Source organism: Pseudomonas mediterranea CFBP 5447 (genome assembly GCF_000774145.1).
Classification (GTDB): Bacteria; Pseudomonadota; Gammaproteobacteria; order Pseudomonadales; family Pseudomonadaceae; genus Aquipseudomonas; species Aquipseudomonas mediterranea.
In genome coordinates, this window is sequence record NZ_KN322985.1 from 43,387 (window position 1) to 55,936 (window position 12,550).

General features: G+C 63.0%; 8 protein-coding genes. 5 read left to right on the plus strand and 3 right to left on the minus strand.

Annotation, left to right across the window (positions count from 1 at the left end; translation table 11 throughout):
* Window positions 1-16: 16 nt before the first annotated feature.
* Both N005_RS12450 and rlmKL read right to left on the minus strand, forming a co-directional pair.
* A complete protein-coding gene (locus tag N005_RS12450; RefSeq protein WP_047701482.1) occupies window positions 17-2,401 on the minus strand; it encodes a sensor domain-containing diguanylate cyclase in 2,385 nt (794 codons plus the stop codon).
* Between the two features lie 142 nt (window positions 2,402-2,543).
* A complete protein-coding gene (gene rlmKL / locus N005_RS12455; RefSeq protein ID WP_047701483.1) occupies window positions 2,544-4,829 on the minus strand; it encodes a bifunctional 23S rRNA (guanine(2069)-N(7))-methyltransferase RlmK/23S rRNA (guanine(2445)-N(2))-methyltransferase RlmL in 2,286 nt (761 codons plus the stop codon).
* A gap of 533 nt (window positions 4,830-5,362) precedes the next feature.
* On the opposite strand from rlmKL, the gene rmf reads away from it, so the two are divergent.
* Window positions 5,363-5,578 carry a ribosome modulation factor gene (gene rmf / locus N005_RS28195; protein WP_003223300.1) on the plus strand — a complete coding sequence of 72 codons (216 nt, stop codon included), beginning with the start codon at window positions 5,363-5,365 and terminating at the stop codon, window positions 5,576-5,578.
* Between the two features lie 312 nt (window positions 5,579-5,890).
* Here the strand turns inward: rmf and N005_RS12460 are convergent, their stop codons facing one another.
* On the minus strand, window positions 5,891-6,910 hold the full coding sequence (locus N005_RS12460; RefSeq protein ID WP_047702209.1) for a quinone-dependent dihydroorotate dehydrogenase: 1,020 nt from the start codon (window positions 6,908-6,910) through the stop codon (window positions 5,891-5,893).
* A gap of 240 nt (window positions 6,911-7,150) precedes the next feature.
* Between N005_RS12460 and N005_RS12465 the strand changes: the two genes are divergently transcribed.
* From N005_RS12465 to N005_RS12480, 4 genes are all read left to right on the plus strand, one after another.
* Window positions 7,151-8,362 carry a CmpA/NrtA family ABC transporter substrate-binding protein gene (locus tag N005_RS12465; RefSeq protein WP_047702210.1) on the plus strand — a complete coding sequence of 404 codons (1,212 nt, stop codon included), beginning with the start codon at window positions 7,151-7,153 and terminating at the stop codon, window positions 8,360-8,362.
* A 13-nt stretch (window positions 8,363-8,375) separates the two neighbouring features.
* The gene (locus N005_RS12470; protein WP_024776757.1) at window positions 8,376-8,951 is read left to right on the plus strand and encodes an ANTAR domain-containing response regulator; all 576 of its coding nucleotides are present in this window, start codon (window positions 8,376-8,378) and stop codon (window positions 8,949-8,951) included.
* Between the two features lie 336 nt (window positions 8,952-9,287).
* Entirely contained in the window at window positions 9,288-10,499 is a 1,212-nt protein-coding gene (locus tag N005_RS12475) for a nitrate/nitrite transporter (RefSeq protein WP_047701484.1), read from the plus strand.
* Between the two features lie 9 nt (window positions 10,500-10,508).
* Complete coding sequence (locus N005_RS12480) at window positions 10,509-12,179, plus strand: bifunctional protein-serine/threonine kinase/phosphatase (RefSeq protein WP_047701485.1); 1,671 nt, start codon at window positions 10,509-10,511, stop codon at window positions 12,177-12,179.
* Window positions 12,180-12,550: the final 371 nt, after the last annotated feature.

Below are 12,550 nucleotides of genomic sequence, written 5' to 3' on the forward strand. Positions count from 1 at the left end.
CATGTTCACCGCTCGTTTACCCCGGCTGCATCTCGACCCGATCCCGTCCGGCCTGCTTCGCCGCGTACACCCCTGAGTCGGCCCGCAACAGCAGGGCATCCGCGCCCTCCCCGGCGCGCCAGCTGGCGATGCCGAAGCTGGCGGTGACCACGCCCACATCCTCGATCTCCGCACCGCGCAGACCCTCCCACAGGCCTGTGGCCAAGGCATGGGCGCTTTCGCCATCGGTGTCGGGACACAGCACCACGAATTCTTCCCCACCCAGCCGACAGAAGACATCTGTACGCCGCAGACGCTGGGAGACGCGCAGGCAAACCGCCTGCAGCACCCGGTCACCCACGGCATGGCCGTGCTGATCATTGATGCGCTTGAAGTGATCGATGTCGAGCATGATGACCGAAAGCTCCCCGGAGCCGCGTTCGACCCGGGTCATTTCCGAGTTCAGGCGCTCCTGGAAATAACGCCGGTTGCGAATCCCGGTCAAGGCATCGGTCACGGACAGTGCCCGCAGCTCTTCTTCCACCCGCTTGAGATCGGAAATATCCGAGATATAGCCATGCCATAGCACCCCACCGCCCGGCAGTGGCTCCGGCGTGGCCTCGACGCGCACCCAGCGCAGGCCACGCTGTGGTAGTTGCAGCCGATATTCGTCGCGCCATGGGCTCAGGGTGTCGGCCGAGGCACGGATCGATGCACGGACCCGCGCGTTGTCCAGTGAATGGATACGGGAGAAAACGGCTTCGGCGTTCCGGACCAGCTCGCTGGGCTCCAGTTCGTAGATGTCACGAATGCCATCGCTGGCGTAGATCACGCTGAAGCGGCCGTTGAAATCCATTTTGAACTGGTAGATGCCACCCGGCACATGGGCACTGAGCTTCTTCAGCAGCAAGTCCCGGGCCGCCAGGGCCTCGTGGACGCGCTTGCGTTCGGTGATGTCGATGCAGATCGCCAGGTGCCCGACCCAGAGCCCCTGATCGTCGAGCACGGGCGTGGCCAGCATGTTCACGGTCAAGTGGCTGCCGTCACGCCGTACCAGGGTCCATTCCCGGGCCTGCTGGCCGCCCGCCTCGCCACCTTCGAGCAGCATCGCGTGACAGGTAGGAATCGGCTTGCCGAATCGGGCGCCAAGCTCTGCGGCCCGGGCCTGGAGCTCCCGCGGCACATGGAGGCTTTCGAGGGTCATGCTCTGCAGGACTTCGAAACTCTGGTAGCCCAGCATCTGTTCGGCGCCGGCATTGAACGTGGTAATGACGCCGCGCAGATCGGTGGCGATGATCGCGACCTGGGTCGCGGCATCCAGCACGCCGCGCAACTGGCCATGGGTCCCCCGCAACTCCTGCTCCCGGGCACGCAACTCCTGGGTACGTTGTTCCACCAGGGTCAGGGCCCGTTGGCGCTGGCTGACCAGAACGTAGAGCAAGGCACTGAGCAGGAAACTGAGCAAACCGCCCAATACCACCAGGCCCGACATCGCGGAGTGGTTGGTCGACAGGAACGTGCGACTGGGCCGCAGCTCTACCCGATAGTCATGATCCGCCAGGCGCACCACACGGGTCGCCGCCAGGGCACTGTCGCCCGGGGGCTCGGGGGAATCGAACAGCACCTCCTCCTGATCGGCATCGGACAGGTCCAGGACACGCATCGAAAGATTGTCATGGCTGGCCGACGGCAGGCTATCGCCCACCAGTTGGCGCATGCTGATGGCCGCTACCACATAACCGAAAGGCTCCGTAGAGGGTCCCCGGGTAACCGGTGCCACCAGCAACACGCCACGGACAAAGGCCGGCTCGACACCCACCAGGTCCAGCGGCTGCGATACTGCCACGCTGTTCTGGCGCCGGGCCCGTTCGAGCACGGCGCGGCGCAATGGATGGGAAAGCAGATCGAAACCCAGCGTCGACTCTTGCGAACCCTGGCACTGCACATAGAGGATCGGTACGTACTCGTCCCGTTCCGCGGCCCGCCGCAAGACGCCTGAACTGTCCGCGTCACGGATGGCGAAAGCATTGATTCGCTTATCCCGCTCCCGTTGTTCGAATGCCTGCCGCTCGTCACGCAGCACCCGTGGTGCCCAAGCAAAAGCCTGGGTACGCCGCAGCAACGTTTCGGCATACCCATGGAACTCCTTTTCGGAAACCGCCGCCGAATTGGCAAAGAAACGCCTCAGGCTGTCGAGGCGCAATTCCTGCTCCTGGAATCTTTCCTCGATACGGCTGAAGCGTTCCTCGGCTTGCAGCTCGAAGCGCTGGCGCAGTTGCTGGCTGGACAGGCTCATCATCGCCCAGCTCAGCAAACCGGTCAGGAATATCCCGGCCAGGAACACCAGTGAAGCCACCAGCCAGGCCGATACATCTTCGCTGATAAAGCCCAGGATCCTGGGGCGCACCGGATGCAATGCCATAGACACAACTCGAAAAAGGGGCAGGCGTCGGTACAGCCCTGGCCACAGGCTCAGTTATAGCTATTAGCCATCACTTTGACCAGTCCTAAAATCAGGCTGGAAGCCTTGATCTACAAGGCTCCGTGGATCCAATCGGGCAATTTCAACGAGCCATGATCTTCCAGGCTCGGTGAATCTTGTTGTTGCGGGCGAAGTCCGGATCGATGGTAGCGGCGGTGATTTCCTCCACCGCGTAGCGCTCGCCGAGGTTGTCCTCGAGCTGGAACTTGCGGAAATTGTTGGAGAAATACAACACGCCACCCGGCGCCAGGCGAGCCATGGCCAAGTCCAGCAACTGGACATGATCGCGCTGCACATCGAACACGCCTTCCATGCGTTTGGAGTTGGAGAAGGTCGGCGGGTCGATGAAGATCAGGTCATATTCTTCACGGCTGGCTTCAAGCCAGGCCATCACATCGCCCTGCTCCAGACGATTCTTGTCGGAAAAACCATTGAGCGACAGGTTGCGTCGCGCCCAATCCAGGTAGGTTTTCGACAAGTCGACGCTGGTGGTGCTGCGGGCGCCCCCCTTGGCGGCATGGACGCTGGCGGTCGCGGTGTAACAGAACAGGTTGAGGAAACGCTTGCCGGCCGCCTCCTTCTGGATTCGCAGGCGCATCGGCCGGTGATCGAGGAACAGCCCGGTGTCCAGGTAGTCGGTCAGGTTGACCAGCAGCTTCACGCCACCTTCGTTGACTTCGGTGAACTTGCCCTGGGCGCTCTGGCGCTCGTATTGCCTGGTGCCGCTCTGGCGCTCGCGACGCTTGATCACCACGCGACCCTTGTCGACATTCAGCGCCTGGGGAATGGCCGCCAGGGCATCGAACAACCGGGCCGAAGCCTTTTCCGGATCGATGGATTTCGGCGCGGCATATTCCTGCACGTGCACCCAGTCGTGATAGAGGTCGATCGCCATGGAGTATTCCGGCATGTCGGCGTCATAGACCCGATAGCAGTCCACGCCTTCGCGCTTGACCCATTTGCCCAGTTGCTTGAGGTTCTTTTGCAGGCGATTGGCGAACATCTGCCCGCCTTCGCTCAAACGCGCCTGTTCGACCACTGGCGCGGGGGCCGGGGTCGGTTTGATCGGGTTGCCATTCTTGTTGTACTGGCGCTCTTGCGGTACCTCAGGCGCCTGTCCCTGCTCTTCCTGGTCAAGGCGGGCCTGCTCACGCTCGGCTTGACGCTGTTCCGGCGTGCGACGCTCGCCGGTGACGAATTGGTCCGGCAACACCTTGATCAGCAGCAACTTGCACGGCAAGGCGCCGTTCCAGAAGGAATACTGCTTGTGGCTGCGGATGCCCATGCGCTTGCCCAGGTCCGGGGCGCCGGTGAATACCGCCGCCTCCCAGTTCAGGCAGGCCTGGCGCAGGCGCTCGCCGAGGTTCTGGTAGAGGTAAAGCAGGCTGGCCTCATCGCCCAGACGCTCGCCGTACGGTGGGTTGCAAATCACCAGGCCTTTCTGGTTCTGGTCCGGACGCGGCTCGAACGTGGCGACCTCGCCTTGATAGATCTTGATCCACTCGCTCAGGCCGGCACGCTCGACGTTGTTGCGACCGGGTTGGATCAGCCGTGGATCGGCTTCATAACCGCGAATCCACAGGGGTGGCTTGGCCAGCCCGGCGGCGGCGCGGGCAGTGGCCTCTTCGTGGAGCTTCTTCCACAGCGCCGGCACGTGGCCCAGCCACGCGGTGAAACCCCACTGTTGGCGACGCAGGTTCGGCGCCATGTCGGTGGCAATCATGCCCGCTTCCACCAGGAAAGTGCCGACGCCGCACATCGGGTCGGCCAGGGCGCCGCCTTCAGCGGCAATGCGCGGCCAGCCGGCACGGATCAGGATGGCGGCGGCGAGGTTTTCCTTCAGTGGCGCGGCACCTTGCTGCAGGCGATAACCACGCTGGTGCAGGCTGTGGCCGGACAAGTCGAGGGAGAGGATCGCTTCGCCGCGGTCCAGGCGCAGGTGGATACGCAGGTCCGGGTTGAGCTTGTCGATGGAGGGCCGCTCGCCAGAAGGAGTGCGCAGCTTGTCGACGATGGCGTCCTTGACCTTCAAGGCGCCGAAGTGAGTGTTGTCGATGCCGGAGCCGTGACCGCTGAACTCTACCGCCAGGGTGCCATCGGCCAGCATGTGGTCTTGCCAATCGACGTCCAGCACGCCGTGGTACAGGTCCTCGGCGTTTTTCATGGGAAAACGCTTGAGGACCAGCAACACGCGGTTGGCCAGGCGTGACCACAGGCACAGGCGATAGGCCGTTTCCATGTCGGCCATGCCGCGAACGGCCGAGGTGTGCTCGCGCGCCTCTTCAAGGCCAAGCCCGATGGCTTCCTCGAGAAGCAGGCCTTCGAGGCCCTTGGGGCAAGTGAGGAAGAGTTCGAAACGATCGGACATGGGGAGTTCCAGAGCCTTTGGCTAAGTGGACCGGGGCAACGCATTGCCGGGTCAGGTTCAATCAGGTGCTTTTCTCAAGAGCACCCGGTGGCACGAAGGTGTGCCGTCCCACCCTCGCCGCTCAGGTTAAAAGAGCTTAGATGCGGGGGCAGATAAAAAATTCGGTGTAACAAATGGTGAAAAAGTCACCCCTTTCGTCGAATAGTACCCGAGTGCAACAGGGGGACATTCTCATCCGGGAAAAGACCGCGCCTTTCAACGCAGGGCCGATCATACAGGGGTCTTGCTGAAAAGCGGACGCCGAACACGCTGTTACTTATCGCCCTAACATCTTTAATGTTACGTGCTTATGACAAAACGATCATTCCATCCATGTGACGCTTTGGTTAGAACTCAACACAGGTTGACGCCACAACGGCGCCAACACCTTGGCTCGTCACGCCGGCAACGAGCCACCAACGGCAGAATGATTCTGCCCCGGCCTCAACCGAGGCCGACGCGAAGTAACAGTCAACAAGTGAGGGCAATACCCTATGAGAAGACTTAAGCGTGATCCGTTGGAAAGAGCATTTTTACGCGGTTACCAATATGGTGTTGGTGGTAAATCCCGTGAGCTTTGCCCCTTTACTCTACCGTCGGTACGTCAAGCCTGGATCAATGGCTGGCGAGAAGGACGCGGCGACAACTGGGACGGTATGACCGGCACTGCGGGTATCCACAGACTCAACGAACTTCACGCCGTCGGCTGACACAGGGCTCAATACTCAGGAACTCGACAATTTCGATCCACATGACGATTTAACCACGCGCGTCCCATCCGGACGGCGGGCTACGGCCCAGGGGCTCCTTCGAGGAGCCCTTTTTAATGCCCGTCAGAAACCCAAGTTGCGAACACTGTTGTGGCGAGGGGATTTATCCCCGCTGGGGTGCGAAGCAGCCCCCTTCGATGTATGAATCGATAAAGGTGTTTCGGTCTTGTGATTTTGGGGCTGCTTCGCAGCCCAGCGGGGATAAATCCCCTCGCCACAGAGGGTTTGCACAACCTTCAGGCAGTGGCTGTATCAGCCCAACGCCGCAATCGCATCCACCGACTCACGAATCAACGCCGGCCCCTTGTAGATGAAGCCCGAGTAAATCTGCACCAGGCTTGCCCCTGCGGTGATCTTCTCGGCAGCGTGCCGTCCTTCGGTGATTCCACCCGCCGCAATGATCGGCAAGCGTCCCGCCAACTCCCCGGCCAGCACCTTCACGGTGTGGGTGCTCTTGTCACGCACCGGCGCGCCGGACAATCCACCCGCTTCGTCACCGTGCTCCAGTCCTTCGACCCCTTCGCGACCCAGCGTGGTGTTGGTGGCGATCACCGCGTCCATGCCGGTTTCGACCAGGGCCTGGGCTACCTGGGCGGTTTCTTCGTCGGTCATGTCCGGCGCGATCTTGATCGCCAACGGCACATGCCGGCCATGGGTCATCGCCAGCTCGGCACGACGCCGGGCCAGGTCGGCCAGCAGTTGCTTGAGGGAGTCACCGAACTGCAGGCTGCGCAGCCCCGGGGTGTTCGGGGAGCTGACGTTGACGGTCACGTAGCTGGCGTGGGCGTAGACCTTGTCCAGGCAGATCAGGTAATCGTCGACGGCACGCTCCACCGGCGTGTCGAAATTCTTGCCGATGTTGATGCCCAGCACGCCTTTGTATTTGGCGGCAGCCACGCGGGCCAACAGATTGTCCACACCCAGGTTGTTGAACCCCATGCGGTTGATGATCGCCTCGGCCTGCGGCAGGCGAAACAGCCGTGGCTTGGGGTTGCCCGGTTGCGGCCGTGGCGTGACGGTGCCGATTTCCACGAAGCCGAACCCCAATTGCGCGAAGCCGTCGATGGCCGCGCCGTTCTTGTCCAGGCCCGCCGCCAGCCCGACCGGGTTGGGGAACTGCAGGCCCATCACACTCACCGGCAACGATGCCGGCGCCTTGCACAACAGACCATTGAGGCCCAAACGTCCACCCGCGCCGATCAGGTCCAGGGACAGATCGTGGGAGGTTTCCGGGGAGAGTTTGAACAGCAGTTCACGGGCCAGGGTGTACATGGGCGGCTTTGACTCGGGCGACGAAATGAGGCGGCGATTATAGCCGCGCAACGGCGGTTCAAGCGAGGCGCCCGCACAAAACAGCGCCGATGGCATATGCCTTGCACCCCTTTGGTCATCGACGCTCATGCCAACGATGGAATGAGTGCCACTTGTGTGAAGGACAACGGCGTCGTCATCCGGCCTTGCTCTGGCATTCGTCCGGGTACGGCGCTTTTTTATGTGGAAGGTGATGCCCCGATGAATGAAATTCCAGCCCACCCCCTGGCCTGGGTCAATGGCAGCGACGCCCCGGAAAAAAGCGCGATCGACCTGGGCTTCATGGCCTTGAGTGACTGCGCCCCGGTCGTGGTGGCCGCCACTCAGGGCTTCGCCCAACCCTACGGCCTGACCTTGAACCTCAAGCGGCAGACCTCCTGGGCCAACCTGCGGGACAAGCTGGTCAGCGGTGAAATCGATGCAGCCCATAGCCTGTACGGCCTGATCTACGCCGTGCACCTGGGCATCGGCGGCGTCGCGCCGACTGATATGGCGGTGCTGATGGGGCTGAACCAGAACGGCCAGAGCATCAACCTCTCCCACGGTTTGCAGGCGATGGGCGTGACCAGTCCTGAGGCACTGGAGCGCCACGTGCACCAAACTCGCCCGAAACTGACTTTTGCCCAGACATTCCCTACCGGCACCCACGCGATGTGGCTTTATTACTGGCTCGCCGCCCAGGGCATCCACCCCTTGTCAGATGTCGACAGCGTAGTGGTTCCGCCGCCGCAGATGATTGCGCACTTGCAGGCCGGGCGTATCGACGGGCTTTGTGTCGGCGAGCCCTGGTGCGCCAGCGCGGTGAAACAGAACCTCGGCTTCACCCTGGCGACGACCCAGACCATCTGGCCCGATCACCCGGAAAAAGTCCTGGGCTGTACCCGCGCGTTCGTCGAGCAGTACCCCAATACGGCGCGGGCACTGGTGATGGCCATTCTCGAAGCCAGTCGTTTCATCGAGCAGAGCACCGAGAACCGTCGCAGCACCGCACAACTGTTGAGCGCCCCCGAATACCTCGACGCTCCGCTGGACTGCATCGAACCGCGCCTGCTGGGAATCTACGCCGATGGCCTGGGCAACAGCTGGCAGGATCCCCACGCCATGCGCTTTCATGGCGACGGCGAGGTGAACGTGCCCTACCTGTCCGACGGCATGTGGTTCATGACCCAATTCCGGCGCTGGGGCCTGTTGCGGGAAGACCCGGACTACCTGGCCGTGGCGCAGGAGGTCCAGCAACTCGAGCTGTATCGCCAGGCGTGCGCGGCACTGGGCATCTCAACCACCTTCCAAGCGATGCGCAGCAGTCAGTTGATCGACGGCACCACCTGGGACGGCTCGGATCCGGCCGGGTATGCCCGCAGCTTCAAACTGCACGCCTTGAGCGATGCGGCTCCCCTTTTCGCCAGCCGCTGACAGGAGCCCGACCATGCTGCGTATCCTGCTGATCAACGACACCGCGAAAAAAGTCGGCCGGCTGAAGGCCGCCCTGGTGGAAGCCGGGTTCGACGTCATTGACGAATCCGGACTGACCATCGACCTGCCGGAACGCGTCGAAACAGTGCGTCCTGACGTGATCCTGATCGATACCGAGTCACCCGGGCGGGATGTCATGGAACAAGTGGTACTGGTCAGCCGCGACCAGCCACGACCGATCGTCATGTTCACCGACGAACACGATCCGGATGTGATGCGCCAGGCGATCAAGTCGGGGGTGAGTGCCTATATCGTCGAAGGCATCCATGCCGCGCGCCTGCAACCGATTCTCGACGTGGCCATGGCCCGCTTCGAAAGCGACCAGGCCCTGCGCGCGCAATTGCTGGCCCGGGACCAGCAACTGGCCGAACGCAAGCGCATCGAACTGGCCAAGGGCATGCTGATGAAGATGAAGGATTGCAACGAAGAGCAGGCCTACACCCTGATGCGCCGCCAGGCCATGAGCCGCCAGCAGAAGCTGATCCAGGTGGCGGAGCAGATCATTGCGATGAATGAGCTTCTGGGCTGACGGCCTCGCGGCGCCTGGCCCGACGTCATCGCGAGCAGGCTCGCTCCCACAAGGGGTCGAGGTCACCCCGCTCCACTGTGGGAGCGAGCCTGCTCGCGATAGCCTCCCCTCGATCCCCGCTGTTGGCACAGATCTCGCTTAAGCAACCCCACAGGTAACCAACGGCGGTTGCCCCACCTACGACAAAGACGTCGCACACCCTGCTCGCCCACCGGCGATTCGGGTTGCGGCGTTTTTTTGCTTTGGCCCCACCGTCCGGGGTCGGTGGGGTCGCCGTCGCGGCGCACCACTTCGAAGCACTGACTTTTTTCGAGACTTTCACAGCTGAGGTGCGCGATGAATTCAAGCTTCTGGAAATCCGGCCACACCCCGACCCTGTTCGCGGCCTTTCTCTACTTCGACCTGAGCTTCATGGTCTGGTACCTGCTCGGTCCCCTGGCGGTGCAGATCTCCACCGACCTGCACCTGACCACTCAACAACGCGGCCTGATGGTGGCCACGCCGATCCTGGCCGGTGCCGTGCTGCGCCTATTCATGGGTCTACTGGCCGACCGGACCTCACCGAAAACCGCCGGCATGGTGGGCCAGGTGATCGTGATCTGCGCGCTGTTCTGCGCCTGGAAACTGGGCATCCACAGCTATGAGCAAGCGCTGTTGCTGGGCCTGTTCCTGGGCATGGCCGGTGCGTCGTTTGCCGTTGCCCTGCCATTGGCCTCCCAGTGGTATCCGCCACAACACCAGGGCAAGGCCATGGGCATCGCCGGTGCCGGCAACTCGGGCACCGTGCTGGCCGCGATCATCGCGCCGCTGATGGCCGCCGCTTTCGGATGGGGCAACGTGTTCGGTTTCGCCTTGATCCCGTTGGTGTTGACCCTCGTAGTCTTCGCCTCGCTGGCCAAGAACGCGCCTGAGCGGCCGAAAGCCAAATCCATGGCCGACTACCTCAAGGCCCTGGGTGACCGTGACAGCTGGTGGTTCATGTTCTTCTACAGCGTAACCTTCGGCGGTTTCATCGGCCTGGCCAGCGCCCTGCCCGGCTACTTCAACGACCAGTACGGCCTGAGTCCCGTGACCGCCGGCTACTACACCGCGGCCTGCGTCTTCGGCGGCAGCCTGATGCGGCCGCTGGGCGGTGCCCTGGCGGATCGTTTCGGCGGTATCCGTACCTTGCTGGGCATGTACACCGTGGCGGCCATCTGCATCGCGGCGGTGGGCTTCAACCTGCCGAACTCCTACGCGGCACTGGCACTGTTCGTTTGCACCATGCTCGGTCTCGGTGCAGGCAACGGCGCCGTGTTCCAACTGGTGCCACAACGTTTCCGCCGCGAAATCGGCGTGATGACCGGGTTGATCGGCATGGCCGGCGGCATCGGTGGCTTCGCCCTGGCGGCGGGCATGGGCGCGATCAAGCAAAGCACCGGCAGTTACCAACTGGCGTTGTGGTTGTTCGCCAGCCTGGGCGTGCTGGCCTGGTTCGGCCTGCACGGCGTCAAGCGTCGCTGGAGAACCACCTGGGGCTCGGCAGCCGTCACCGCGGCTCGGGTATAAACAACAACCATGAGCCTGCAACTGAGTTTCGCCGAAGCCACGGCCATCGGCCCGCGGGAGGAAAACCAGGATGCCCTGCGCCTGGTCACCCCGGCCCCGGCCCTGGCCGCCAGCAAAGGCTATCTGTTCGCCATCGCCGACGGCGTGAGCCAATGCGCCGACGGCGGGCTGGCCGCCCGTTCGACCTTGCAGGCCCTGGCCCTGGACTATTACGCCACGCCGCAAACCTGGGGCGTGGCCCAAGCGCTGGATCGGCTGTTGCTGGCACAGAATCGCTGGTTGCAGGCCAACGGTGGCGGGCAGCCGTTGCTCACCACCGTCAGTGCCCTGGTGCTGCGTGGCCGGCGCTTCACCCTCGCCCACGTGGGCGACTGCCGGGTCTACCGCTGGCATGCCGATCATCTGCAGCGGGTCAGCGAGGATCACGTCTGGGAGCAGCAGGGCATGCAACATGTGCTCAAGCGCGCCCTGGGGCTGGATCAACATCTGATCCTGGATTTCCTCGATGGCGAATTGCGCACTGATGAAACCTTCGTGCTGCTCAGCGATGGCGTCTGGGCGGTCCTGGGGGACACGGCCATTGCCGGCATCCTTCGGGACCAGCCGGACCTGAACCTCGCCGCCCAGACACTGGTCAACGCCGCTCACCTGGCCGGCAGCCAGGACAACGCCAGTGCCTTGCTGGTACGGGTCGATGCCCTGGGCGAAGCGAGCATCGGCGATGCGCTGATCCAACTGCAGCAGTGGCCTCTTCCACCGGCGCTGAAGCCAGGCCAGATGTTCGAAGGCTGGCAGGTCGAAGGGCTGCTCGGCCAGAGCCAGCAATCGCTGCTCTACCGGGTACACGACGGCCAGGGCCAGCCATGGCTGCTGAAAACCCTGCCGGTGCAGCTGCGGGACGACAGCCGCGCCGGCCAGGCATTGCTGTCGGAAGAATGGTTTCTCAAACGGGTCGCTGGCAGGCAGTTTCCGGAGGTCCACGGCGTTCCCCAGCGTCAACATCTGTATTACGTGATGCGCGAATATCCGGGCATGACCCTGGCCGAGCTGTTCCACCAGACCGGCGCCTTGCCCTTGGCACAATGGCTGGACCTGGCGCAGGGGCTGGTGCGGGCGGTGGGGTTGTTGCATCGACGGCAGATCTACCACCGCGACATCAAGCCGGAAAACCTGCACCTGGGCGACGACGGCGAACTGCGGCTATTGGATTTCGGGTTGGCGTACTGCCCTGGCCTGTCCGAAGACCAGGCCAACGTGTTGCCGGGCACACCCAGCTATATCGCACCGGAAGCCTTCGGCGGTGTCGCACCGACGGCGCAACAGGACTTGTATGCCGTCGGTGTGACCCTGTATTTCCTGCTGACCGGGCATTATCCCTACGGCGAAGTCGAGGCCTTCCAGCGACCGCGCTTTGGCGTGCCGGTCAGCGCCAGCCGCTATCGGCCGGACCTGCCCGAATGGCTCGGACAAAGCCTGGAGCGCGCCGTTGCGGCGGATCCGGACGAGCGCTTTGAAACCGCCGAGGAATGGCTGTTGTTGCTGGAACAGGGCGAGCGCCGCAGCTTGAGCGTCAGGCCCCGGCCGTTGCTGGAGCGCGAGCCGCTGAAAGTCTGGCGGACCTTGGCGTTGGTGTCGTTGGTGGTGAACATCGTGCTGCTGTTTCTGGTGTTCCACAGCTGAGATCCGGTTGCGCCCATCGCGAGCAGGCTCGCTCCCACAAGGTTCTGCTGTGTACACCTACCTTGTGCGCGCCTTCGATCCATTGTGGGAGCGAGCCCGCTCGCGATGGCGGCCTGTCGGCCACTCCCCTCTATCGGCCCACGCGCCATTACCGTGCAACACGCTTTGATTCAGTGCAACAAATCCCCCTCCAGCGCCTGTATAGGCCCCTCCCCTCAATAAAACCGCGCCCCGGAGCCACTTGGCACAACCGCTGCATAGCCTCTCTCAACAGACATAAGGCAACGCCTCCAACGATGAAGGCGGTGCTTCCCGAGAGAACGGGACCAGGACAAAGGCGTCCTCGCTAGCACACTAGCGGGACGCCTTTT